Origin of the sequence: Mesorhizobium sp. M0571 (assembly GCF_040320985.1) — a bacterium.
In the GTDB taxonomy this organism is placed as follows: Bacteria; Pseudomonadota; Alphaproteobacteria; order Rhizobiales; family Rhizobiaceae; genus Mesorhizobium.
Genome location: NZ_JAMYQT010000006.1, coordinates 168,747 through 192,494, shown reverse-complemented (window position 1 = coordinate 192,494; position 23,748 = coordinate 168,747). Strand labels below are relative to the sequence as shown.

Here is a 23,748-nt window from a genome sequence, read left to right as displayed (position 1 = left end):
GAATGGGTCGATGGCCCCATATCCAGCGGATAAATTATTTCAACCCTGGAGAGCCCACCATGTCCATCCTTCTCGTCACATCGAGCCCGCGCGGCGCTGCCTCGCACTCGACCCGCATTGCGACTGAATTCGCTGAAAAGCTTGTCGCCGCCGACTGGTCGAACACGCTTGTCGTGCGCGACCTCGTCGCCAACCCGCTGCCGCATATCGATACGGATTATGCGACCGGCATCTACACACCCGTCGAATCCCGCACCCTGCGCCAAGCGGAAGTGGTCGGCGTATCTGACACGGTGCTAGACGAGCTGTTTGCGGCCGACACCGTCATTCTCGCCACCGGCTTCATCAACTTCAACATCTCGTCGACGTTGAAATCCTGGGTCGACCACGTCGCCCGCTCCGGCAAGAGCTTTGCTTATGGCGAGACTGGCCCGAAAGGCCTCGTCACCGGCAAGAAGGTCTACATCGTGCTGGCTTCGGGCGGCATCTATTCCGAGGGCGCCGCGGTGCAGCTGGACCACGCCATTCCTTACCTGCGCAGCGTTCTTGGCTTCCTCGGCATGACCGACGTCGAGGTCATCCGCATCGAAGGCGTCGGCATGGGCGCCGATGCGGTGGCAGCAGCACTCGCCAAGGCATCGGCCAAGGTCGACGCCATTGTGGCTGCGACCGGGAATACCGAGGGCGTCGCTGCGGCGGCGTAAAGCGTCAGCATCGTCTGAATTGAATGAGGGCAGGCGCCCAGCGCCTGCCCTTGTTTGTCGTTAGCGACAGCCTGTGGTGGACCACACAACCGCCATTGGTTATTCCGCTTGTCTGCGTTATCCGTCGCGGATGTTTCTTTCCGTTGCCACAACGCACCGTCCGGCCACCGATCTCGGTTTCTTGCTGCACAAGCATCCGGATCGCCTGCACGAGACTGACCTGTCCTTCGGCAAGGCGTGGCTGTTCTATCCCGAGGCAACCGAAGACCGTTGCGAGGCTGCACTCCTGCTCGACGTCGACCCGGTGGGGCTCGTGCGGGGCAAGGGCCAGGCAGAAGGCTTGCTCGACCAATATGTGAACGACCGGCCTTACGCGGCATCATCCTTCATGTCGGTGGCACTGAACAAAATGCTGCGGACGGCGATGACCGGCATATCGAAGGAGCGCCCGGAACTGGCCCACAGCGAACTGCCGCTGGAGGCCGTGGTCACTCCACTGCCGATGCGCGGCGGTGAGGCTCTGGTTCGAAGTCTGTTCGAACCCTTGGGCTGGACAGTCAACCTGACGCCGATCGAAGGAATCGGGTCTGCTGGGGCCCCTAGGTATGGCCATCTGAAGCTGACCGGCACGGGCCGGCTAAGTCGTCTGCTGAACCACCTTTATGTGCTCATCCCGGTAATGGACGATGCCAAGCATTATTGGGTCGGTGAAGCAGAGATCGACAAGCTGCTGTCCAAGGGAGAGGGCTGGCTGGAAAAACACCCGGCCAAAGACCTGATCGTGCGCCGCTATCTTGGCAATCGCAGGGCCTTGGCCCGCATCGCCCTGGAGCGACTGGCTCCCGAGACGGCCGGCGAGGCACAACTTGCGGAGCTGCGAGTCACGCCGGAGGAGGCGCTGGAGACGCCGATCCGGCTGAACGATTTGCGCATGGAAGCTGTGGTTCAGGTCATTCAGGCGACGGGGGCAACTTCGATTGCAGATTTGGGATGCGGCGAAGGCAAGCTACTCTATCGGCTCGTGCGCGAGCGATGGGTGCACAAGCTGTTCGGCCTCGACCCGGCCGCCCGCGAACTGGAATGGGCGGCAAAGCGTCTCAAGCTGAACGAGTTCGGCGGGCCGCCCGAGGGCCGGGTCACGCTGCTGCATGGATCGCTGACATATCGGGACAGCCGCTGGGCCGCGGTCGACGTCGCCGTGCTGGTCGAGGTCATCGAGCATCTTGATGAGGACAGGCTGCCGCTGGTCGAGCGCATCGTTTTCGGCGAGACGGCGCCGAAGTCCGTGATCGTGACCACTCCGAACGCGGACTATAATGCGTTGTTCGCCAGACTGGCCCCCGGCGCATTTCGCCACCCCGATCACCGTTTCGAGTGGAGCCGGGATCAGTTCGAAGCCTGGGCTGCCAAAATCGGAGAGACCTATGGCTATGCAACCGCCTTCAGCGGTATTGGCGCAGAGGACCCAGTTCTCGGCGCACCAACGCAGATGGCGGTGTTCACGCGATGAGGGAACCCGACAAGACCGACCTCGCCATTCCTGACTTCGCCCTCGTGGTGCTGATCGGCTCGACCGGATCGGGCAAGTCGACTTTCGCCGCCAGGCATTTCCTGCCGACCGAGATCATCTCATCGGATCAGTGCCGCGCACTTGTTTCCGACGACGAGACCGACCAGGACGTCTCTGCAGATGCCTTCGATCTGGTGCGCGAAATTGCCGGTAAACGGCTTAAGCACCGCAAGTTCACCGTCATCGATGCCACCAACGTACGAGCCGCCGACCGCAAGGCCTGGGTTGAACTGGCACGCAAGTGGCACGCTTTGCCCGTCGCAGTGGTCCTCGATCCAGGTGTCGAGGTCTGCGTCGCGCGCAACGCGGTTCGAGCCGACCGACCGTTCGGCGCCGGGGTCGCCCAACGCATGACGACCGAGATCCGCAAGGGTCTTGGCGGCCTGCAACGCGAGGGCTTCCGCCAGGTCTGGAAACTCACCAGCGAGACCAGCATCGACGCGGCCAAGGTCTCGCGCCAACCGCTGTGGACCGACAAGCGCGACGATCACGGTCCGGTCGATATCATAGGCGATATCCACGGCTGCGCCGATGAACTTCAGATCCTGCTCAGTCGACTCGGCTACAGTGTCGCTTGGTCCGAGGATCGCGACGAACGAACGGTCACCGTGATCCCGCCGGAGGGCCGCAAGATCGTTTTCGTCGGCGACCTCGTCGACCGCGGCCCCAACGCGCCGGACGTTCTGCGCATCGCCATGAGCATGGTCGCGGCCGGGACAGCCTACTGTGTCCAGGGCAACCACGAACGCAAACTCAGCCGCTGGCTGGAAGGCCGCAAGGTTACGGTCGCCCACGGCCTCCAGCAGACTATCGACCAGCTAAGTGCACAGGACCGTGGTTTGCGAGAGGCCCTTCCGGCCTTTCTCGACGGTCTGCACAGCCATGTCTGGCTCGATGGCGGAAGCCTCGCCGTCGCCCATGCCGGCCTCAAGGAGGAGATGATCGGACGCGGCTCCGGCGCCGTGCGCGAATTCGCTCTGTACGGCGAGACCACAGGCGAAACCGACGAGTTCGGGCTGCCTGTCCGCGCCGACTGGGCCGCGGCCTACCGTGGCAAGACAGCCGTAATCTATGGACACACCCCAACGCTAGCCGCCGAGTGGGTCAACAACACCCTGTGCATCGACACTGGCTGCGTATTCGGCGGCAAGTTGACGGCCTTGCGCTGGCCGGAACGCGAATTGATCGAGGTGCCGGCAATCCAGACCTGGTCGGAACCGATACGTCCGCTGGGCGGGTCCGGTCCAGGCAAACCGGCGCAGGCCGACGCCGACGGCGTGCTCGATTACCAGGATGTCTCGGGTCGCCGTTGGATCGAGACAGGACTGCGGGGTCGGATCGTCGTGGCCGAGGAGAACGCCTCGGCAGCACTGGAGGTAATGAGCCGCTTCGCGCTGTCGCCGCAATGGCTGATCTATCTGCCGCCGACCATGTCGCCCTCCGAGACCAGCAGCAAAGACGGCTGGCTGGAACGTCCGGAGGATGCCTTCGCTTACTTCCGCGAGCGCGGTGTCGCTCAGGTCGTGTGCGAGGAGAAGCACATGGGTTCGCGGGCAGTGATCGCTCTGTGCCGGAACGCGCAGACGGCGCGCAACCGCTTCGGGACCCTGGGCAATGAGACCGGCGCAATCTGGACCCGCACCGGACGTTCCTTTTTCAACGACCGCGCCATGACGGAGGGTCTGCTCGCGCGTCTCTGCGCCGAGGTCGAGGCGGCGGATCTGTGGAGGGAACTGAGCAGCGACTGGTTGCTGCTGGACACCGAGATAATGCCCTGGTCGGCCAAGGCCGGCAGCCTGATCGAAAGCCAATATGCGCCGGTGGCGACATCCTCTGCCGCTGGTTTCAAGGTCAGCCGTGATGCCCTAGCCCGTGCAATAGCGCGCGGCGTCGATGCAGCCGGCTTGAACGCACGTCTTGAGGACCGGGCTGCCCGAGCGGCCAAATACGCCACGGCCTGGGCGCCCTACGTGTGGCCAGTCTCGGGCGTCGACGACCTGAAGATCGCGCCCTTCCACCTGCTCGCCAGCGAGGGGCGTGTTTGGTTTGACCAGGACCACGTCTGGCACATGACGCTCGCGGACCGTCTGGCCGCTGACGATGGCGTGGTCACGCCAACGCGGTGGCGAACGGTTGATCTGGTCGACGGCAGCGCCTGTGCGGAGGCCGTGTCGTGGTGGGAGGCGCTGACTGGCTCAGGCGGCGAAGGCATGGTTGTCAAGCCGCGCGACTTCGTCAGCCGCGGCAAGAAGGGGCTCATCCAGCCGGCGCTGAAGGTCCGCGGCCCGGAATACCTGCGCATCATCTATGGCCCCGAATATGACGCGCCGGACAATCTCATCCGCCTGCGAGAACGCGGCCTGGGCGGCAAGCGCAGCCTGGCACTCAGGGAGTTCGCGCTCGGTCACGAGGCGCTGACGCGATTTGTCGCCAAGCAGCCGCTACGCCGGATTCACGAGTGTGTTTTCGCCGTACTGGCGCTGGAGAGTGAGCCAATCGATCCAAGGCTGTAGTAACGATCTACCCGAAGATCTTCTCGCCTTGCTCATCGACCAGCTGGATGCCCTTCTTGATCGAGACGTCGACGGCGTCGTCGAGCCCGGCAAAGCGGTCGGCGCGGATGAATTTGTGCTCCTTCATCACGCCGTCGATCTCCTTCAAAACCACGCCGCAGGTCTGGTATTGGCCCTCCGCCTTGTAGGGCGTGGCGCTGATCAAAAATCCCTTGTGCTCGATCTGCTTTACCGGCGCCGCTGTCTTTGGCTCAGCGGCCTCGTTGCCGCCGCCGAAAAGACGCTTCAGAAAAGACATGGGGTAATCCTCCAACGGCAATCATCCTGCACCACATAGCGTGGTGCAGGATGATTTTCAGTACCGGTCCTTGGCCGAGCGGGCAAGGGCCGCAGCTGGCTTGGCAGTCAGAGGTCAGTCGCGTGACAGCGCTTCCAAGGCCTCTGCGGCAGCTTCCAATATGCTGATTGCCTCGGCCTGCTTTCCTTCAGGCGCATCGACGATTTCACCGAGCGCGGCGCGCAGCCGGTGGCGCACGGCGCGGAACTCGTCGCGCTTTTCCGAGCGGCCGCGCCGGCCACCATCGCCGTCGTCGTTCCAGCCGAACCAGTCGCGCGCCTTCGCCATCTTCCGGCCGAAGCGCTCGAGATGGTCGAGCACGCGGTCGACCATCTCGCGATTTTCATTGAGATGCGCCTGCCCCGCCTCGGTGATCGAAAACACCTTCTTGTTGCCTTCCGCCGAAGAAACGGCATAGCCGGCCTCTTCCAGGAAGGTCAGCGTCGGATAGACCACGCCGGGGCTTGGGCTGTAGACGCCGCTGGTGCGCTCCTCCAGTGCCTTGATGATGTCGTAGCCGTGACGCGGCGCATCGGCCAGCAGCGAAAGCGTGATCAGCTTGAGATCGCCGTCGGCCAGCATGCGCCCGGCGCGGAACATGTCGCCCGGCCCGCCGCATCTGCCGCCTCTCATGCCATGCCCGAACGGGCCGAAGCCGCCGCCGCGTCCGCCGAACTTGCCGGCCGTATGCATGAAAACGCGTTCGGCGCGTTCGCCAAAATGATGATGTCCGAAATGTTTGTGCATCGTCTGCTCCTTGAGTTATGTCTTACGATATATCTCAATTAGCTACCCGCGATGGCCTCGTCAAGATATATCTTACGATGTATCTGAAGATAGCCCGGCCGGAATGATTTCTCAAGCGACGGCAGCCAGAAGGCACATGAGGGTCGGGACCGCTCCGTAAGCGTCTCCGATGCAAACGAATACCCGTCACCAGCGGCCTTTGCGCCGGTTCCAGGCATAGAGAAGATCGGCGAAGCGATCATAGGCATAGCGCGTCAGAGGCAGTGCGGCGGGATTGCCGAACAACCTCGCCAGCCAGCCTTCGCCGGGTGTCGCCCGCCACACCGCAATGGCAACGTCGGCGCCGACCAGCAATTTGCGGTCGGCGTCGGTCGCATGCAGCCGGCGCCGGATGTCCTCCAGCCCGATACGGTATCCGGCCAGCGCCGCCGGTTCGGCATTGATGTCGCGAAATTCGATTCGCCCGGCCTTGATCGCCTCGATCAGCCGTCGTTTTTGCCGGCTGATGCCGGCATCGCAGACGGGGCAGCGCGTATTGTACCAGACGGTCAGCAGAGGCTCGGCCATGTTTCGAAACGGCACCTGAGGGACGCGCACGGATTATCCGAGAAATGCCGTTGCGCCGCAACGTGACACGATACCGGCGGAATGGCCGGCTTCGCTGATGCATGTCGCCCAAAGGCTACGCAGCGGTTTTGCGATAACGACATGCATAAAAGAGCTTAAAGCGCGTCGCAAGGGCCGTTCAGCGCGACGCGCTTCAGGAGCAGCGGCTCACCCGAGCGAGGTGATGATCTCGCGATAGGCATCCTCCGGGAAAGCCTTGAGCGTCCGGGTCCTGACGTTGCCAGCCGTCGCCAGCATTAACGAGAAACGAGCCAAGACGGCATCGTCGGGCGCTTCGACCACCGCCACCATGTCGCAATCCCCCATGGTGAGATAAAATGCCTTGAATGATCCGCCCATGTCCCCCAACATCTTCTTGGCGGCATCGAGCCGCTTCGGCGACTCGCGCACATTTTTGGCGCCTTGTTCCGTCCAGTTGATCAGCACGATGTAAGTTGTCATGGCACACCTCCCTCCGGGGCCACGGAGCACGGCGTCAACCGCCGGGGCGGGCATCCGGGTTTGTCGCCCAGAAATGCATCCGATACGAAATTATCCTCCCGCAAGCCGCAGGCCGCAAGAGCGATAGCGTCGAATAGCCGATCGCCTATGCACAAAAAAGGGCGCCGACGGCGCCCTTTGAATCCCTAACCCTTGTTGGCCTCAGCTGTCGAGGAAGCTTCTGAGCTTGCGCGACCGGCTCGGGTGCTTGAGCTTGCGCAGCGCCTTGGCTTCGATCTGGCGGATGCGCTCGCGGGTGACCGAGAACTGCTGGCCGACCTCTTCAAGCGTGTGGTCGGTGTTCATGCCGATACCGAAGCGCATTCTGAGCACGCGCTCTTCGCGCGGCGTCAGCGAGGCCAGCACGCGCGTCGTCGTCTCGCGCAAATTGGCCTGGATCGCCGCGTCGATCGGCAGGATCGCCATCTTGTCCTCGATGAAATCGCCGAGATGCGAATCCTCCTCGTCGCCGACCGGCGTTTCGAGCGAGATCGGTTCCTTGGCGATCTTCAGCACCTTGCGCACTTTTTCCAGCGGCATTGCGAGCTTTTCCGCCAGCTCTTCCGGCGTCGGCTCGCGACCGATCTCATGCAGCATCTGCCGCGAGGTGCGCACGATCTTGTTGATCGTTTCGATCATGTGCACCGGAATGCGGATAGTGCGCGCCTGGTCGGCGATCGAACGGGTGATCGCCTGCCGGATCCACCATGTCGCGTAGGTCGAGAACTTGTAGCCGCGGCGGTATTCGAATTTGTCGACCGCCTTCATCAGCCCGATATTGCCTTCCTGGATCAGGTCGAGGAACTGCAGGCCGCGATTGGTGTATTTCTTGGCGATGGAGATGACGAGGCGCAGATTGGCCTCGACCATTTCCTTCTTGGCGATCGCGGCTTCGCGCTCGCCCTTCTGCACCTGGTTGACGATCTTGCGGAATTCCTGGATCGAAATCGCCGTCTCGGTGGCGAGGTTCTGGATCTCGGCGCGCAGGTCGTGGATCGCGTCCTTCTCGTTCTTGGTGAATTCCTTCCAGCCGCGCGAGGTCAGATTGCCGATCGAGCGCGTCCAGTTCGGATCGAGCTCCGAGCCCTGATATTCCTTGAGGAACTCTTCGCGGCGCACGCCATAGCTTTCGGCCAGCCGCAACAGCTTGCCCTCGTTCTGCACCAGGCGCTTGTTGATGTCGTAGAGCTGCTCGACCAGCGCCTCGATGCGCGCCGTGTTCAAGGACAGCGACTTCACCGCCTTGATCAGCTGGTCCTTCAGCTCCTTCAGCCGGCGGTCCTGACTGGGCGACAGCGTTCCGGCGGCGGCCAGCCGGTTCTCGACCTGCTGGTCCTGCAGCTTGCGCAGCTTCTTGTAGGTGTCGGCAATGACGTCGAGCGTCTCCATCACCTGCGGGCGCAGTTCCGCTTCCATCGCCGCCAGCGACAGGCTCGCCTCGTCCTCGTCTTCCTCGTCGTCATCCACCAGGCCACGGGTGTCGCCGCCGACATTGGTAATGTCGTCCTCGTCCTCGCGCGAACGGCGCGGCTTTTCCTCGGTCTTGGCTTCCTCGATACGCTCGACCACCGGCGCCTGCTTGGCCTCCGGCCCGGCATAGGTCGCCTCGAGGTCGATGATCTCGCGCAGCAGGATCTTCGATTCGTTGAGCTCGTCGCGCCAGATGATGATGGCCTGGAAGGTCAGCGGGCTTTCGCAGAGGCCCGCGATCATCGTCTCGCGGCCGGCCTCGATGCGCTTGGCAATCGCGATCTCGCCCTCGCGCGACAGAAGCTCGACCGAGCCCATCTCGCGCAGATACATGCGGACCGGATCGTCGGTGCGGTCGGTCGGCTCTTTCTTGGTCGTGGTGGCGGCAACGGCGGTGCCGGTCTGCTCGGCAAGCTCGTTGGCATCTTCCTCGGCATCAGCTGCGGTATCGGCGGCTTCGGGCTCCTCGCCCTGCTCGTCGTCCTCGACCACGTTGATGCCCATGTCGGAAAGCATGGCCATCGTGTCCTCGATCTGCTCGGACGTCACTTCCTCCGAGGGCAGCACCGAATTCAGCTCGTCCATGGTGACATAGCCGCGCTTCTTGGCGGCTTTGATCATCTTCTTGACAGCATCGTCGGAAAGGTCGAGCAGAGGGCCATCGGTCGCGGCCTCGCGTTCGGTCTCGACTTCTTCCTTTTCTTTTGTCGCCATAGTCTTTATTTTCTCCAAGCGGCTGAGTATCAAAGCCGCGTAAGCTGCTAGTCCGGTCAAATTGGATGCGCTCCTTCCAGAACGCGCTTTACCGGGCCAGTAACTGCATCTCTCGTTAAGTCCAGATTAACCCTGATATCTGTGGCAAGCTGACCGCCTGTCCAGTGATCAGTACCTTACATCGCTGCATTCCCGTCGATGCCGGGCGGGTTAACGTTTCGAATCGACCTGATTCCGCCATTCTGCCGGAAGGTCAAGCGCCTCTCGCATGATTCGCATGAAAAAAGCGAATCAATTACCCGACTTAGAGCACCGCACGCCCGATTCAACGCGCAAGCACGTCCTTACATTTCAGTCTTCTGGAGGCTTCTGTCTAAACGCGCCCAGCCCTGCCCGACGATACGCCAAACCCTTCGATCAGCGCTTCCGTTGCCTGCACATCACGAAATTGCGCCTGGATTTCGACCAGGTGCCGATAGTTTTCGTCCGTGGGATCGCTGGCGAGCGCTGCTTCCGCCTGCTTCAGCTCCTTATGTAAGGTGCGCGCGCTGCGCTGCAAGTGGAGAGCCTGGCTGAACGCATCGCGGGCATCGTCGAGTGCCGCTGTTTCCAGCGCCGGCCATTGCCGCGCCCGCTTGATCAGCGTCACCGCGCGCTGCCAGATCTCGCCGCAGCCGGCCCGCTCGATCGTCGCGATCACTGCGTTGCGGTCGTTGGCCATATCATGCGCCATGGCGTCGAGGATCGCCGCATGCAGCCGCTTCAGATCGGAGTTGGCGAGATCGAGGAACTCGACATGGGCGAAATTCTCGTCGATCAGCACGGGATGGTTGACGAGGGCCGCAATGATCGTCGCCTCGCGTACCGACATGCCCTCGCCGCCGCGCTTGACCAGCGCCGAGCGGCCGAGACTTTCGGTGATCGCGGTGCGCCCACCGGCATTGCCGCCGCGCGCAAATTGTCCGCCGGGTGCTGAAGCCCTGCCTTGGAAACGCTCGCCGGGCCGTCCGTCCTGACGCCCCTGGCGTCCGCGCTGGGCACCGAAGAAGCTCTGCACCCGCTCGCGCATTTCCTGTTGGTAGTGATAGCGAAGGCTCTCGTCTCGGATGCGGCTGGTCAGTTCGCGCAGCGTCTTTTCGAGTTCGGCCCGCCGTTCCGGCGTGTCGAAGATGCCGCCGGCCGTCTCGCGCATCCACAAGAGATCGGCGAGCGGCCGCGCGTCGGAAAGCACGGCGCGGAACGCGTCCGGCCCTTCGGCCTTGACCAGATCGTCGGGATCCTTGCCCTCCGGCAGCAGGGCGAAGCGCACCGAGCGGCCCGCCTGGACCGCCGGCAGTGCCATGTCGGCGGCGCGCCACGCAGCCTTCAGCCCGGCCTGGTCGCCGTCGAAGCACAGCACCGGCTCTCCGGCCATGCGCCATAAAAGTTCGAGCTGGTTTTCAGTCAATGCCGTGCCGAGCGGCGCCACCACGTTCTCGAAGCCGGCCTGCGCCAGCGCGATCACATCCATGTAGCCTTCGACGGCAATGACCGTGCCGCCCTTGGCCAGCGCCCCCTTTCCCAGCGCTTGGCGCGCCCGAGCGAAATTGTAGAGCACGTTGCCCTTGTGGAAGAGCTCCGTATCGGGCGAGTTCATATATTTGGCCAGCGCATCCGGCGCCAGCGCCCGCCCACCGAAGGCGATGATCTTGCCCCTCGAATCGGGGATCGGAAACATGATGCGGTCGCGGAACCAGTCGTAGGAAACCGGGACGTCGTCGCCATGGCGCACCAGCCCGCACGCCTCGATGTCGGCCTTGGGGATACCCTTGGCGGCAAGATGCTCCTTCAGCGCATTGCGGCTGTCGGGTGCATAGCCGAGACGGAAGGACTGCTGCGTCGCCGGCGTCAGCCCGCGGTCGCGCAGATAGGCGCGTGCCTTTGCCCCTTCCGGTCCCTGCAGCCGTTCCTGGAAGAACACCGTCGCCATCTCCATGACATCGGTCAGGCTGGCGCGTTCCTTTTCGCGCCGTTCCTCATCGGCGTCGCGAACCGGCATCGGCACGCCGGCCATGTCGGCGATCTTCTCGACGGCCTCGGGAAAGCTCATCCCATCGAGTTCGGTCAAGAACTTGAAATGGTCGCCCGAAACCGAGCAGCCGAAACAGTGATAGCGGCCCTTCTTGTCCTCGCAATGGAAGGACGGGCTCTTTTCGCCATGGAATGGACAGCACGCCCAATAATCGCCGCGCGGCGCGTTGGTCTTCTTCCTGTCCCACGCGACGCGCTGGCCGATCACCGAAGAAATCGGCACGCGGTCGCGGATCTCATCGAGGAAAGCAGGCGGAAAGCGCATGGGGGGACAGCTCGTTTGGCCTCCATATAATCACGCCGGCGGAGTGCGACGACTCCTAATGGCGACCATACCCGGTTTTCACAGGGCGCACAAAGAAAAGGCGGCCACTGCGGGCCGCCTTCTGGATGATTCACTGCGTGGCGATGGCGCCGAAGATCAGGCCGGAGAGCACGCTGACCAGCAGATAGTCGTTGCCGACCCGGATCCACTCCTGACCGGGACCGGGGCGGCGCAGGCCATAGTGGCGATAGTCGCGGATCGGCTGATGGCGCTTCCAGCTGGAGTATCTCTGGCCGTTGCGCCAATGGCTGCGCTTCACGACGACCTTCTTCTTCACTACGACGCGCTTGTTCACGTCGACATGCTTGTTCACGTCGACATGCCTGCCGGGCTTTTGCCAGTCGACCTGGCTGTAGTTCGACCGCGGCGCGTTTGGTGTGTTCAGCGGTGCAGCCTCGCCCTGCAACGCCGTTGCAGCCAGCATCGAGAAGGCAATGGCGGAAAGAACGATGCGTTTCATGACGGGTACTCCTTGGTTGATGCCTATGGAATAGAGCCGGAAGGATGAACCGAAACTGAACGCAGGGATTACATTTTCGTAATGATTACTTGCATTTAGAATGCCTAATTCAGTATTACCTTTAGAGCGGGCGTCCGAACTGGGCTGCGTGACCCTCCGCGCCCCCGCAGGCAATGCAACCATTTTGCCAGCCATCCATTTCCGACACGCCCCGTCGCGTGCCAACGCTCGTCCGAACCGGGCAAAATTTATTATTCGGCTAAAATAAATCGGAGTAATATCAACTTCTGCAATGTCCACGATTCGCACCCACTTTTGCCCCTTTGACTTCACGGCGCCCGCGTCGCTGGTACCTGTCGGATTGCGGGGCTGGGCATGAGCGGCTCCGTCGTTTTACTGCACCTTGCCGGCGCGGTCGCACTGATGCTGTTCGCCACCCGTTTGGTGAAGACCGGCGTCGAGCGCGCCTATGGCGACGTGCTGCGCCACAAATTGCGCGCCACCATGCGCAATCCCTTCATGGCGGTTCTGGCCGGCTGCGGCCTGGCGGTCGCGCTGCAGAGCTCGACCGCCGTTACCTTGCTGGTCGGCTCATTCGCCGGCTCCGGCATCGTCAGCGGCATGTCGGGCCAGCTTGCGGTGCGCGGCGCCGAGATCGGCTCGGCGCTGGTGGTCAAGCTGCTCACCTTCGATCTGTCGCTGCTGGTGCCGATCTGCCTGGTCGCCGGCACCGTCATGTTCATGGCCACCGAGCGGCGCGACTGGCGCCAGTTCGGCCGCATCCTGGTCGGCATCGGCCTGCTGCTTCTGTCGCTGGAGATGATCGGCCAGGCGTCGGAGCCACTGCGCCAGAGCACGCTGATGCCGCTCATCGTCGATTACTTCTCCGGCGATCCGGTCACCGCCTATCTTCTGGCGGCGTTGGTCACCTGGCTGTTCCATTCCTCGATCGCCGCCGTGCTGCTGATGGTGACGCTGGCCAGCCGCGGTTTCATCCCGCCCGAACTCGGTATCGTGCTGGTGCTCGGCGTCAATCTCGGCTCTTCGATCATCGCGCCGCTTCTAACCCGCAACGCAGAACCCGGCGTTCGCATCGTGCCGATCGGCAATCTCCTGATGCGCGGCATGGGCTCGCTGATCATGCTGATTCTGTTCCTGACGTTCAAGCCGCCGGTCGCCTTTTTGGGCAGCACCGTGCCCGACCAGATCGTCAATGCTCACATCGTCTTCAACATCCTGATCCTGATCGCCGGCCTGCCGCTGGCGAGCCTAGTCTATCGCGCCTCGGAAAAGATCGTGGCGCTGGGCACCAAGCCGGAGCTGGCCAACGCGCTCGACGTCGTCGAGCTTTCCGCGCTCAACGACAGTGCGCTCGACGTGCCAAGCCAAGCACTCGCCAACGCCACCCGCGAGGTGGTACGGGTCTGCGAGACGGTCGAGATCATGCTGAAGCGGATCATCGAACTCTATGAGAGCGCCGACGCCGACAAGATCAGCGCGCTGGCCGCACTCGACGACCGCGTCGACAGGAAGCACGCGGCGATAAAGCTCTATCTGGCCAAGGTCACCAAGAACCCGCTGAGCGAGGACGAGGCACTGCGCTGCCAGGAGCTGATCGGCGCCTGCGTCAAGCTGGAGCAGGTCGGCGACATCATCGTGCGCAACATGCTGGTCCACGTGAAGAAGAAATTCGAGCGTGGGCTGGAGTTCACGCCGGAAGGCTGGCGCGAGCTTTGCGCCTTCCATGCTTTGGTGCTCGACAACGCCAGGCTTGCCTTCAACGTGCTGGTTTCGCGCGATGCTGAAACAGCTCGCCAGCTGGTGCTGGAAAAGGACCGGCTGCGCGACCGCGAGAAGGAAACCAGCCAGAGCCATTTCGTGCGGCTGCGCGACGGCACCGCCAAGAGCGTCGAGACCAGCTCCATCCACCTCGACACCATCCGCGACCTCAAGCAGATCAACTCGCTGCTCGCCTCGATGGCCTACCCCGTGCTTGAGGAACGCGGCCTGCTCACCGGTTCGCGCCTGAAGGCGGGATAGGTTCGGCTTGCACAACACAGCCCAAACGTCGGCGCGGAAACTGCGTCAAGCCAAACACACGATAATTAACCTTTGCTCCGCCTTCCCGTACGTCGGCTAAGAGATCGGTTCCGATTACTGGGAGATAGTCAATCGATGGATACCCATTCGCGCAGCTTCGCCAAGGCGCTATCCTGGCGTGCCACCGGAACCATCGACACAATGATCATCTCTCTGGTGGTCACGGGAAGCATCAAGCTCGCCGCGGCCATCGGGCTGACCGAAGTCGTCACCAAGTCGCTGCTCTACTATCTCCACGAACGGGCGTGGCTGAAAATTCCCTACGGGAGGAAGACGGCCGCGTAGTTTTTGCCGGCGCGGCAGGCCCCTGGCTGACGATCAAGAAAAGCTAAAGCGGCGTCGACAATTTCTGGATTGCCCGCTGCCCTCATCCATGGTTTGAGGCCATCCTATCCGAGGATCGCCTTCCCGCCATGCTTCCCCTCATTGCCCTGTTCATTGCCGCCTTCGCCTTCGGCACCACCGAATTTGTCATCGCCGGCGTGCTGCCGCAGGTGGCGAATGGACTTGGCGTCTCGATCCCGACCGCCGGCTTCCTCGTCTCCGGCTATGCCGGCGGCATTGCAGTCGGCGGCCCGCTGCTGGCGCTCGCCACCAAGAGGCTCTCCCGCAAGGCCCTGCTGCTTGGACTGACTGCAGCCTTCACCATCGGCCAGGCGGCCTGCGCGCTGGCGCCGGACTTCGCCTCGATGTTGCTGTTACGGATTGCGGTGGCCGTGGCGCACGGCGCCTATTTCGGCGTTGCCATGGTGGTGGCCGTCGGCCTTGTGCGCGAAGACCAGCGCGGGATGGCGGTGGCGCTGATCCTGTCCGGCCTCACAGTATCGAACGTCATCGGCGTGCCGGCCGGCACAGCAATCGGCAACATCTGGGGATGGCGTTCAACGTTCTGGGTGATGTGCGCGCTGGGCGTGGCGGCCTTCGCGGCCATCAGCGCCCTGCTGCCGCGCAAGACGGGATCGTCGAGCCCGTCCGTCAGCCTTGGCAGCGAGGTACGCGTGCTCGCGCGCCAGCAGGTCTGGACCTCGCTCATCATCATGCTGATGCTGATGATCGGCCAGTTCGGCCTGTTCACCTACATAACGCCGACGCTGCTAGAGGTCACCGGCCTCGACGAGAAATGGATACCTTGGGTGCTCTTGCTCAATGGCGTCGGCGCTACGATCGGCGTCTTTGTCGGCGGGCGGCTCGCGGACTGGAAGCTGATGCCGTCGCTTATCGCCATGCTTTTCCTGCAGGCGGTGATGCTTGCCTTAATCTATGCCGTCAGCCCTTATCCACTGCCGATGGTGACGGCGATCATCATATGGGGCGGCCTTAACTTCGCCACCGGCACGCCGATCCAGACCCGCATCCTTACCTGGACCGCGGACGCCTCCAACCTTGCCTCGTCGCTCATTCCATCGGGCTTCAATGTCGGCATCGCGCTCGCCGCATCGCTCGGAGCGGCCATGCTCAATGCCGGCTACGGCTACCGCAGCCTGCCGGTGGTTGGCGCGATCGCCATGCTGGTCGCGGTCGCGGTCGCGATTGCCTCGCATGTCTGGGAATGGCGCAGCAGGGCTGCGCCGCCGCTGCCGACTGCCGCCGAATAGGGCTACAGATCGATCCTGTAGCGCAGGCTTTCGGCGCCGCCATAGGCGGCGTCCTCGAAGAAACGCCCGACAAGCCGGCCACCATTGCCCAGAACAACCTTCTGCGAGGGCACATTGTGCGGCTTGCAGGTGATCTCGACGAAGGGCAGGCCAACCGCCCTCGCCTCGCCCAACATCAGCCGCAGCGCCTCGGTCGCATAGCCGCGTCCCCGTCTCCACGGCACCACCGCGTAGCCGATGTGGCCGAGCACGTGCGGCGGCAAAGCCGCGGTGCCGGGCTGCCAGCGCAAGCCGATCGAGCCTGCGACTTCCCCGTTCCATATCCAGCGCCGGAATCCAGGCAGCCGCGGCATTTTCGTGCCGTCCGGCAAAGCGATCGGCGGCCCTTTGGCGCCGGGATCATCGAGATCGGCAAGAAAAGCCGTCGGATCCCTTTCGATAGCCGCAAGCTGCTCGCGTGTAGCCTCACGCAGCCGCACATTGTCCGGCGACCAGCCGCGCTCGAGGGCCGCCTTGTAGGACGGCAGGTGTTCAAACGCCGGTTTGACGAGTTCGATCATGATGCACGAGCGATTGGCTGCCGCCAGATTTGCGGGCAGGACAGCAAGGCCTTCCGCAGCCTACTGAAGCAGGCTCTTGACGATGCCGCTCGCCTTGGAGAAATCCATCTGGCCGGCGTATTTTTCCTTGAGCGCCGCCATCACCTTGCCCATGTCCTTGACACCGCTGGCGCCGGTCTCGGCGATGGCGGAACGGACGGCGCTTTCCGTCTCGGCCTGGCCCAGTTGCGTCGGCAAAAAATCGCGAATGATGGCCATCTCGTCGCGCTCCTGCGCTGCAAGCTCCGGCCGCTTGCCGTCGTCGAACGCCTTGGCCGATTCCTCGCGCTGCTTCACCATCTTGGCCAGGATCTGCAGGATTTCGTCATCGCTGGCCGGCTCCTTGCCGGCGCCGCGATTGGCGATGTCGCGATCATGAATGGCCGCCTGGATCAGCCGCAATGTCGGCAGCCGGCGCTTGTCCTGCGACTTCATCGCGCTCTTCAGGGATTCGGCGATTTTGCCTCGCATGGTGCTTTCTCCTTCGAATGCGGCGGACAATAGCCGTGCCGAAAGCCCAAGGCAAACTCGATAGCGTCCGGCAAACCGCTGATATTGTTCCACGAAATAAATCCAGACTCGTACGGCGCGGCATCATTGACCGCCTTGGCGCCTTCCCCTATGTACTGGGCCTTGCATGAACTGAATTTTTGTTGCGCGCCGAGGCTGTGAGATTGCCGCTTCGCGCCTTTTGTTGCGCCGATTGAGGGGCGCAGCCTTTAGGAGTGCCGCCATGGCAACGATGACCGCCCCTTGGGCCACCGAGAAGCCGACCGCCCTGCTGGTGCTGGCCGACGGCACCGTCATCGAGGGCCGCGGTCTGGGCGCCACCGGCTCCTCCGTCGCTGAGGTCTGCTTCAACACTGCGCTTACGGGCTATCAGGAGATCCTTACCGACCCCTCCTATGCCGGCCAGATCGTCACCTTCACCTTCCCGCATATCGGCAATATCGGCACCAATGACGAGGATATCGAGGACCTCAACCCGCTGGCCCGCGCCGGTGCCGTCGGTGCCGTCTTCAAGGCCGATGTCACCAACTCGTCGAATTATCGCGCCGCAACCGGCCTCGACCAATGGCTGAAAAAACGCGGCATCGTCGCACTTTCGGGCATCGATACCCGCGCGCTGACCGCGCTGATCCGCGAAAAGGGCATGCCCAACGCCGTCATCGCGCACGCCCCCGACGGTATCTTCGACGTCGACGATCTCCAGCGCCGCGCCGCCGCATGGTCGGGCCTTATCGGGCTTGACCTGGCCAAGGAGGTCACCTCCGGCCAATCCTCGGTCTGGCGCGAGACGCCCTGGATTTGGAACGAGGGCTTTGGCGAACAGGCCGATCCATCGATGCACGTCGTTGCCATCGATTACGGCGTCAAGCGCAACATATTGCGCCTGCTTGCCGGCCTCGGCGCCAAGGTCACCGTGGTGCCGGCCAAGACCGGCGCCGAGGAAATCCTGGCGATGCGGCCGGACGGCATTTTTCTGTCCAACGGCCCCGGCGATCCGGAAGCCACCGGCGACTACGCCGTTCCGATCATCCAGGATCTGTTGAAGACCGATATCCCGCTGTTCGGCATCTGCCTCGGCCACCAGATGCTGGCGCTGGCGCTGGGCGGCAAGACCGCAAAAATGCATCAGGGCCATCACGGCGCCAACCATCCAGTCAAGGACCACACCACCGGCAAGGTCGAAATCGTCTCTATGAATCACGGCTTTGCCGTCGATGCCGACTCATTGCCGAGCGGCGTCGAGGAAACCCATGTCTCGCTATTCGACGGCTCGAATTGCGGCATCGCGCTCACCGGAAAGCCGGTCTTCTCGGTCCAGCATCATCCGGAAGCCTCGCCCGGCCCGCAGGATTCGCACTATCTGTTCCGCCGCTTCGTCAACCTGATCCGCGAAAAGCGTGGCGAGCCGGCACTGGCCGAGCGCTGCTAGAACATTGTGTCAAAACGCATTCGGCTGACGATGCCGGCGAGGCAGAACGCCACGTTTCATTTTCCGGTCCTAGCGCAGATCAAGCCTCGTCCGTCACCGCTTCCACCGCTTCCTGCGCATGCATGCGTTTGACTTCCTTCGGCGTCGGCTTGGCCACTTTTGTGACGAACGCGATGAGCGCCAGAGTCAGGAAAATCGCGCCAAGCAGATAGGGAGCCCCGCCGAAAACCACCGGCGCGTCCGAACCGGTGAACCAGGAAAAGATCGCCGTATAAAGCAGCGGGGTGATGATCGACGTGATCGAGAAGATCGAGGTCATCGCGCCCTGGAGTTCGCCCTGCGCTGAAGGCGGCACCTTGGCGGCCGCCAAGCTTCTGAGCGGCGGGTCGGCCAACGCCTCGAGACATCCGACAACGATCACTGCATAGATCATCCAGCCTTGCGACGCGAACGCATAGCCGAAGGCGCTGAGTGCCGTAAATGCCAGACCGATCACCGCCGTCCTCCACTCGCCGAGCTTGGGGATCACGCGCGGCAGGACCGTCGCCATGACGATAGCCCCGCACAGGCCGAAGGCGCCGAGCGAGAAGCCGATCTGCTGTTCGCTCCAGCCATAGCGGTAATTGGAGACGAACGACCAGACCGCGGGATACATCATGTGTCCAAGCGTCATCAGAAAGAAGACAAGCCCGATCCAGCCGATGCCTTCGTAGTTGCGCATCTGGATGAGCGTGCCGACCGGGTTCGCGCGTTTCCACTCGAAGCGGCGACGATGCTTGCTATCAAGCGTTTCCGGCAACAGAAACAGCGCGATCAAAAAGTTTACGAAAGCAAGCCCGGCGGCGAAATAGAACGGAACGCGCGGCCCGAACGTGCCGAGCAACCCGCCCAGAACCGGACCGATAACGAAGCCGACGCCGAAAGCGATGCCGAGCAGGCCGAAATTCTTCGCACGGTTTTCGTCGGTCGAGATGTCGGCAATGAACGCCGACGTCGTGGAATAGCTGGCGCCGGAAACGCCGGCCAGCACGCGGCCGATGAACAGCATCGGATAGGACCAGGCGATGGCGCAGATCAGATTGTCGATAGCGAACGTCAGCACCGAGGCGAGCAGAATCGGCCGCCGCCCGAACCGGTCGCTCAACCCGCCCATCACCGGTGCGAAAACGAACTGCATCGCCGCATAGACGAAGAACAGCCAGCCGCCCTCGATAGCCGCCTCACTGATGCCGACGCCGGTCAATTCCCTGAGATAGGCCGGCAGCACCGGCATAATGATGCCGAAGCCGATGATGTCGAGCAGCAGGGTGGTGAAAACAAGCGCAAGGCCCCGCCTGGCGGTTTTGGGATCGATCATGATGGTATCTCCTCGAGCCGCCCGGGCGAAGGCGGAGGCACCTTATAGGCGAGCACATCGCTTGGAACAATGAGGGAACGAGCAGGATGTTTCCATCCTGACATCCCCTGACTGCAATCCAGTCTCTCAGATTAGCAAGAAAACCGCCGCTTCATATCGGGTTGTTGAACGTATCGCAGTCCGAAAGCTTGCCGTTCTGGAAGCCGCGCGCCAGCCAGGTCTGCCGCTGCTGTGACGTGCCATGGTTGAAGCTTTCCGGCACAACGTAACCCTGCATCTTCTTCTGCAGCGTGTCGTCGCCGATCTGCTTGGCGGCGTTCAGTGCCTCAGCCATATCGCCCTGTTCCAGGATGCCCTTCTGACCGGTGAAATGTGCCCAGATGCCGGCAAAGCAATCGGCCTGGAGCTCGACCTGCACCGACATGTGGTTGGCGTCGGCTTCGCCCATGTTCTGCCGCATCTGGTTGAATTTGGGCAGGATGCCGACGAGGTTCTGCACGTGGTGGCCGACCTCATGCGCGATCACATAGGCCTGTGCGAAGTCGCCCGAGGCGCCGAACTGCTGGTCGAGCTGCTGGAAGAAGGTGGTGTCGAGATAGACCTTGCGGTCGCTGGGACAGTAGAACGGCCCGGCCGCCGACGTGGCAGAGCCGCAAGCAGAGCCGATCCGTCCGCTGAACAGGACCAGTTTTGGATCCTGATAGGTCAGGCCCTCGGACTGAAAAATACCGGTCCAGGTGTCCTCGGTCTCGGCCAGCACAGTCGACACGAACTGCTTCATGTCGTCGGAGGCCGGCGCACCGGTGCCGCCGCCTTGCGCACCGCTATTGTCGGTGATCTGGCCGCCGCCGCCCGGCACCAAGCTGCCGTCGCCACCACCCAGGATCTGCGACGGATCGAAGCCGAAGTACCATCCGGCGAGGACAACCAGAACTATGATAAAGATGCTCGAACCACCGCCGGCGCGGCCGCCGATCGGGATGCGGAACTGGCCGGGGCTGCCGCCGCCAACCCCGCCGCTCTGGCCGCGCTCGTCCTCGACATTGTCACTTTGACGACGGCCCTTCCAGAGCATGGCAATCCCCCGTGATGCACGTTTCCAGTCAACCCGCCGATGTCCTGGCCGGTTCCGACCCAGCAAACAATTATCCCAATGGCTACGCCAAGTCACAGTATTTTTCGCGTGAACAAGCAATGCTTGCTGGCGCCCCGTCTACTCTGGCCGAGACGTCGCAAGGTCTGTAGCATCCGTCCTGCTTGTGGAAGCGAGGGGCGCTTGCGGACGATCGCACGATTTCTGTTCTTGTTTACGGCATTATTGTGCCTAGGCCGCGGGCCGGCTGGCGCCGTTACCCTCGATTCCAGTGTCGCCATCACCGATCCCGAGACCTTGCAGGCGCTCGAGCGCGGCGGCCTATCGATCAGCCGTCTGCTTGGGCCAGCGCTCGGACTGACACGCGACGTCGACAATCGCGGGCTGTTTTCGGTGCGCGCGCTGACCCCGGTGCGCAACGCCGTCAAACAGCAGATCGTCGACGAGCCGAAAAACAGCCCCGACCCTTATGTCGCCGCTCTGGAGAAGTCGAAAGACAGCAGCCAGAAATTCAATCCGAACTACGTTGACGACGACGGCTCGACACTGGACCTGACCGGCGTCGTCAACCGCATGGATCGTGGCTATCTCGGCCACACCGAGTGCGGCGAGATCAGGCTGGTCTACCGCTTCCACTATTCGGTCGAGGAGAAGCCTGGGCAACGCATTTCGTCGCGCCTGCCGCTGACCATGAGCCTGGTCTTCAACGCCATGCCGACTTCGGTGGAGACTCGCGCCTCGAAGGACCGTCCGCGCTCGGCCAACGGTTCCTGCGCGGACGTGGCGAAGCGCTGGCTTGCCGCCGGGCAGAAGAACCTCGAGCCGGATCAACTGGCGGCGTGGCTGCGCTCGGACGAAGGCCCGCTCTCCAACGCCATGCTGAATTCATCGCAGATCATGCGGCTCGAGCTCAACATGCAGGTCGTGCGCCTGTCGGCTTCGAGCCGGCGCGACTTCGGCGGCCACGCCGAATATCTGTTGAAGATCTTCAAATGGGATCCTGCCGAAGCCATCTTCCAGGAAGCGAAGATGGAGAACCAGATCGACCGCCAACTGGTGCTGGCCGACAGCCAGGCGTTTGCAAAATGGCTGCTCACCGACCGCAATATCTATGACCTCGACCGCGGCCGCCTGGTGATCGACGAGAAATTCCTCGCGACCAGCGCCGTTTCGGTAGCGCCCGGCGGCATGGGCCGGTCGCAAAACAATCTGGCCTATGGGCTGCTCGACGAAGACGCCATCGACAAGGCGCTCAGGGACTATGTCGCCAGGGGCAACACGCTTCGCACCGTCAAATCGGTGGCGGGCTTCAATCTGCGCCTCAACGAGATGACCTGCACCGGCTGTCACCAGACGCACGGCATCGCCGGCTTCCATTACACCGGCGCCGACCCGGCCAGCGAACCGCGCCGCAACGCGGTGTTCGTGCCGGGCTCGGCGGTGTTTTTCGCCGACCTGCCGCGCCGCCGTGCCATCGTCGAGGCGTTCGCCGCCGGCGCGCACCCGGATTTCAGCCGCGGCTTTGCCGCCCGTCCGGAGGCAAAATACGCCGAAGCGCTTAGGGGTACCGATCTCTACAATGGCTGGGGCTCGATCTGCTATCGCGGCACCGACGCCAGTTTTGTGGACTGGACCTGCGGCAAAGGCCTGCGTTGCGCCGGGGTCCACGAAACCGTCATCCATCCGGGCTTCGGCACCTGCGTCAGCGAGGCCGGCACCGCGGTCGGCGATCCGGTGGAGTTCGGCGAGATCAAGATGTCGAAATGGGGCAACGACCAATATTGCCGTCTGTCACCGGCAACCGCGAAGGCCTGCGCCATCGACCCGGCCAGGGATAGAAAACCGCCGATAAAGCTGGCCGGCTACGGCGCGGCGCGCCAGCGCTACGACAATCCCGAGCAGAAGACCGGCGGCTTTCCTGGCGGCATGCTGCGCAAGGCGAACTGCGAGAAGCTGCCCGACGAGGCAAGCTGCGGCCGCCTCGCCAAGACTGGCTTCAACGACTGCATAGCCTCCGGCAAGGATCACAAATTCTGCACCAGGGAATTCACCAAGACCGCTGGCCTGCGTGCTTGCGACAAGGCCCATCCCTGCCGCGAGGATTATATCTGCACCGCCGGTTATGACGATGTGCCGGAAGCAAAGCCCGGCAAGGGAACTTGCATCCCGCCCTATTTCATCTTCCAGTTCCGCGTCGATGGCCATCCGCGCAACTGGCTGCAGGATACACAGGAGTAAGCTGCGACGAGGACAGCCTGCCGGCGCCTTCTAACCCTGGGGCGCGGATTACCCTCAAATCTTCTGCTTGGCGCCGGCGCTCTTGCCGTCGGAGCTTTTCGAGCGCTCTTCGAAGCGCGCCGCACCTTTTTTCAGCGGATGGCCGGTTTCCGCTTCGGTCCTCCGTTCGTCCTTCGCCGCCGCCTGCTTCAATCCACTGGCTGCTTGCTTGCCCTTCGCGGTCGGTGCCTGTTCGACGCCCATGATATCCTCCTCGGTCTCGCGACAATCGCGCGGCATGACTCAAACGCGTCGTGCGGTGCGGCGGTTCCGCTGTCGGCATAGGGAGGCGTTGGCGAAGGAGGGAGCTAGCGGGCGGCGATTATCGCCTTGCGAAAGGCTTCGAGCGTCTCGGCGCTGACATGATGTTCGATGCCTTCGGCGTCGATGCGCGCCGTCTCGGCGCTAACGCCCAGCGAGCGCAGGAACGCCTCCACCGTCTGGTGGCGAATACGGCTCTCTTCCGCGACCTTGCGGCCGGCATCGGTCAGGAACACGCCGCGATAGGGCTTTCTGGAAACCAGCCCGTCGGCGCACAGCCGCGTCAGCATTTTCGCCACCGTCGGCTGGGCGACGCCGAGCCGCGCCGCGATATCGACCTGGCGCGCTTCGTTGCCGTCCTCGATCAAGTCGGCGATGAGCTCGACATAGTCCTCGACCAGCGCGCTGCGGCGCGCCTCACGCGTTTGCCGGAACCCTTTCGAGTGGATTTCGGCGTCAGGCAGCGGCTTTTCGCGAGGAACCGGTCTTTTCTTCAGCGCCAATACGCGC

The 23,748-nt window shown here is 63.0% G+C and carries 21 protein-coding genes; 8 read left to right on the top strand and 13 right to left on the bottom strand.

The window, feature by feature from the left end:
* Positions 1–59 precede the first annotated feature (59 nt).
* The 3 genes from NKI85_RS10440 to NKI85_RS10430 all read left to right on the top strand — a co-directional run bounded on the left by NKI85_RS10440 (position 60) and on the right by NKI85_RS10430 (position 4,787).
* Positions 60–704: an FMN-dependent NADH-azoreductase gene (locus NKI85_RS10440; RefSeq protein WP_352523347.1), complete on the top strand. Its 645-nt coding sequence runs from the start codon at positions 60–62 to the stop codon at positions 702–704.
* 76 nt (positions 705–780) lie between these two features.
* Positions 781–2,214, top strand: a complete 1,434-nt coding sequence (locus NKI85_RS10435; RefSeq protein WP_352523346.1) for a 3' terminal RNA ribose 2'-O-methyltransferase Hen1 — start codon at positions 781–783, stop codon at positions 2,212–2,214.
* Entirely contained in the window at positions 2,211–4,787 is a 2,577-nt protein-coding gene (locus NKI85_RS10430) for a polynucleotide kinase-phosphatase (protein ID WP_352523345.1), read from the top strand. The genes NKI85_RS10435 and NKI85_RS10430 overlap by 4 nt, the downstream gene beginning before the upstream one ends.
* Before the next feature lie 7 nt (positions 4,788–4,794).
* On the opposite strand, the gene NKI85_RS10425 is transcribed toward NKI85_RS10430, so the two are convergent.
* From NKI85_RS10425 to NKI85_RS10395, 7 genes are all read right to left on the bottom strand, one after another.
* A complete protein-coding gene (locus tag NKI85_RS10425; RefSeq protein ID WP_352523344.1) occupies positions 4,795–5,085 on the bottom strand; it encodes an HlyU family transcriptional regulator in 291 nt (96 codons plus the stop codon).
* A 114-nt stretch (positions 5,086–5,199) separates the two neighbouring features.
* Positions 5,200–5,871: a PadR family transcriptional regulator gene (locus tag NKI85_RS10420; RefSeq protein ID WP_352776706.1), complete on the bottom strand. Its 672-nt coding sequence runs from the start codon at positions 5,869–5,871 to the stop codon at positions 5,200–5,202.
* Positions 5,872–6,057: 186 nt separating this feature from the next.
* Positions 6,058–6,438 carry a thiol-disulfide oxidoreductase DCC family protein gene (locus tag NKI85_RS10415; protein WP_352523342.1) on the bottom strand — a complete coding sequence of 127 codons (381 nt, stop codon included), beginning with the start codon at positions 6,436–6,438 and terminating at the stop codon, positions 6,058–6,060.
* Positions 6,439–6,645: 207 nt separating this feature from the next.
* Positions 6,646–6,939, bottom strand: coding sequence for a GYD domain-containing protein (locus tag NKI85_RS10410; protein ID WP_352523340.1), 294 nt, complete (start codon positions 6,937–6,939; stop codon positions 6,646–6,648).
* Positions 6,940–7,140: 201 nt separating this feature from the next.
* Positions 7,141–9,162, bottom strand: coding sequence for an RNA polymerase sigma factor RpoD (gene rpoD / locus NKI85_RS10405; protein WP_352776705.1), 2,022 nt, complete (start codon positions 9,160–9,162; stop codon positions 7,141–7,143).
* 373 nt (positions 9,163–9,535) lie between these two features.
* Positions 9,536–11,497, bottom strand: a complete 1,962-nt coding sequence (dnaG, locus tag NKI85_RS10400; RefSeq protein WP_352523336.1) for a DNA primase — start codon at positions 11,495–11,497, stop codon at positions 9,536–9,538.
* 130 nt (positions 11,498–11,627) lie between these two features.
* Positions 11,628–12,017 carry an RcnB family protein gene (locus NKI85_RS10395; RefSeq protein WP_352523333.1) on the bottom strand — a complete coding sequence of 130 codons (390 nt, stop codon included), beginning with the start codon at positions 12,015–12,017 and terminating at the stop codon, positions 11,628–11,630.
* Positions 12,018–12,392: 375 nt separating this feature from the next.
* Between NKI85_RS10395 and NKI85_RS10390 the strand changes: the two genes are divergently transcribed.
* From NKI85_RS10390 to NKI85_RS10380, 3 genes are all read left to right on the top strand, one after another.
* Complete coding sequence (locus NKI85_RS10390) at positions 12,393–14,057, top strand: Na/Pi cotransporter family protein (RefSeq protein ID WP_352523331.1); 1,665 nt, start codon at positions 12,393–12,395, stop codon at positions 14,055–14,057.
* A 135-nt stretch (positions 14,058–14,192) separates the two neighbouring features.
* Complete coding sequence (locus NKI85_RS10385) at positions 14,193–14,402, top strand: DUF2061 domain-containing protein (protein WP_352523330.1); 210 nt, start codon at positions 14,193–14,195, stop codon at positions 14,400–14,402.
* Positions 14,403–14,530: 128 nt separating this feature from the next.
* Complete coding sequence (locus NKI85_RS10380) at positions 14,531–15,712, top strand: MFS transporter (protein ID WP_352776704.1); 1,182 nt, start codon at positions 14,531–14,533, stop codon at positions 15,710–15,712.
* Between the two features lie 2 nt (positions 15,713–15,714).
* Here NKI85_RS10380 and NKI85_RS10375 read toward each other — a convergent pair whose 3' ends face one another.
* Together NKI85_RS10375 and NKI85_RS10370 are read right to left on the bottom strand one after the other, a co-directional pair.
* Positions 15,715–16,272: a GNAT family N-acetyltransferase gene (locus NKI85_RS10375; RefSeq protein ID WP_352523328.1), complete on the bottom strand. Its 558-nt coding sequence runs from the start codon at positions 16,270–16,272 to the stop codon at positions 15,715–15,717.
* A gap of 60 nt (positions 16,273–16,332) precedes the next feature.
* Entirely contained in the window at positions 16,333–16,782 is a 450-nt protein-coding gene (locus NKI85_RS10370; RefSeq protein WP_292658734.1) for a GatB/YqeY domain-containing protein, read from the bottom strand.
* A 262-nt stretch (positions 16,783–17,044) separates the two neighbouring features.
* On the opposite strand from NKI85_RS10370, the gene carA reads away from it, so the two are divergent.
* On the top strand, positions 17,045–18,250 hold the full coding sequence (gene carA, locus NKI85_RS10365) for a glutamine-hydrolyzing carbamoyl-phosphate synthase small subunit (protein WP_352523327.1): 1,206 nt from the start codon (positions 17,045–17,047) through the stop codon (positions 18,248–18,250).
* A 79-nt stretch (positions 18,251–18,329) separates the two neighbouring features.
* Here carA and NKI85_RS10360 read toward each other — a convergent pair whose 3' ends face one another.
* Both NKI85_RS10360 and ypfJ read right to left on the bottom strand, forming a co-directional pair.
* Positions 18,330–19,607: a TCR/Tet family MFS transporter gene (locus tag NKI85_RS10360; protein WP_352776703.1), complete on the bottom strand. Its 1,278-nt coding sequence runs from the start codon at positions 19,605–19,607 to the stop codon at positions 18,330–18,332.
* A 151-nt stretch (positions 19,608–19,758) separates the two neighbouring features.
* Positions 19,759–20,682: a KPN_02809 family neutral zinc metallopeptidase gene (gene ypfJ / locus NKI85_RS10355; RefSeq protein WP_352523326.1), complete on the bottom strand. Its 924-nt coding sequence runs from the start codon at positions 20,680–20,682 to the stop codon at positions 19,759–19,761.
* Between the two features lie 228 nt (positions 20,683–20,910).
* Here ypfJ and NKI85_RS10350 point away from each other — a divergent pair, with 228 nt between their 5' ends.
* Positions 20,911–22,938: a hypothetical protein gene (locus NKI85_RS10350; protein ID WP_352523325.1), complete on the top strand. Its 2,028-nt coding sequence runs from the start codon at positions 20,911–20,913 to the stop codon at positions 22,936–22,938.
* Between the two features lie 54 nt (positions 22,939–22,992).
* Here NKI85_RS10350 and NKI85_RS10345 read toward each other — a convergent pair whose 3' ends face one another.
* Both NKI85_RS10345 and mntR read right to left on the bottom strand, forming a co-directional pair.
* The gene (locus NKI85_RS10345) at positions 22,993–23,181 is read right to left on the bottom strand and encodes a hypothetical protein (protein ID WP_352523323.1); all 189 of its coding nucleotides are present in this window, start codon (positions 23,179–23,181) and stop codon (positions 22,993–22,995) included.
* A 104-nt stretch (positions 23,182–23,285) separates the two neighbouring features.
* The gene (gene mntR / locus NKI85_RS10340) at positions 23,286–23,741 is read right to left on the bottom strand and encodes a manganese-binding transcriptional regulator MntR (RefSeq protein ID WP_352523321.1); all 456 of its coding nucleotides are present in this window, start codon (positions 23,739–23,741) and stop codon (positions 23,286–23,288) included.
* Positions 23,742–23,748 lie beyond the last annotated feature (7 nt).

Coding starts and splice junctions, on each gene's coding strand:
- ypfJ (WP_352523326.1), bottom strand. CDS start 20,682: ATGCTCTGGAAGGGCCGTCGTCAAAGTGACAATGTCGAGGACGAGCGC.
- NKI85_RS10360 (WP_352776703.1), bottom strand. CDS start 19,607: ATGATCGATCCCAAAACCGCCAGGCGGGGCCTTGCGCTTGTTTTCACC.
- NKI85_RS10390 (WP_352523331.1), top strand. CDS start 12,393: ATGAGCGGCTCCGTCGTTTTACTGCACCTTGCCGGCGCGGTCGCACTG.
- NKI85_RS10370 (WP_292658734.1), bottom strand. CDS start 16,782: ATGCGAGGCAAAATCGCCGAATCCCTGAAGAGCGCGATGAAGTCGCAG.
- carA (WP_352523327.1), top strand. CDS start 17,045: ATGGCAACGATGACCGCCCCTTGGGCCACCGAGAAGCCGACCGCCCTG.
- NKI85_RS10410 (WP_352523340.1), bottom strand. CDS start 6,939: ATGACAACTTACATCGTGCTGATCAACTGGACGGAACAAGGCGCCAAA.
- dnaG (WP_352523336.1), bottom strand. CDS start 11,497: ATGCGCTTTCCGCCTGCTTTCCTCGATGAGATCCGCGACCGCGTGCCG.
- NKI85_RS10380 (WP_352776704.1), top strand. CDS start 14,531: ATGCTTCCCCTCATTGCCCTGTTCATTGCCGCCTTCGCCTTCGGCACC.
- rpoD (WP_352776705.1), bottom strand. CDS start 9,162: ATGGCGACAAAAGAAAAGGAAGAAGTCGAGACCGAACGCGAGGCCGCG.
- NKI85_RS10415 (WP_352523342.1), bottom strand. CDS start 6,438: ATGGCCGAGCCTCTGCTGACCGTCTGGTACAATACGCGCTGCCCCGTC.
- NKI85_RS10345 (WP_352523323.1), bottom strand. CDS start 23,181: ATGGGCGTCGAACAGGCACCGACCGCGAAGGGCAAGCAAGCAGCCAGT.
- NKI85_RS10375 (WP_352523328.1), bottom strand. CDS start 16,272: ATGATCGAACTCGTCAAACCGGCGTTTGAACACCTGCCGTCCTACAAG.
- NKI85_RS10425 (WP_352523344.1), bottom strand. CDS start 5,085: ATGTCTTTTCTGAAGCGTCTTTTCGGCGGCGGCAACGAGGCCGCTGAG.
- NKI85_RS10395 (WP_352523333.1), bottom strand. CDS start 12,017: ATGAAACGCATCGTTCTTTCCGCCATTGCCTTCTCGATGCTGGCTGCA.
- NKI85_RS10440 (WP_352523347.1), top strand. CDS start 60: ATGTCCATCCTTCTCGTCACATCGAGCCCGCGCGGCGCTGCCTCGCAC.
- NKI85_RS10420 (WP_352776706.1), bottom strand. CDS start 5,871: ATGCACAAACATTTCGGACATCATCATTTTGGCGAACGCGCCGAACGC.
- NKI85_RS10430 (WP_352523345.1), top strand. CDS start 2,211: ATGAGGGAACCCGACAAGACCGACCTCGCCATTCCTGACTTCGCCCTC.
- NKI85_RS10385 (WP_352523330.1), top strand. CDS start 14,193: ATGGATACCCATTCGCGCAGCTTCGCCAAGGCGCTATCCTGGCGTGCC.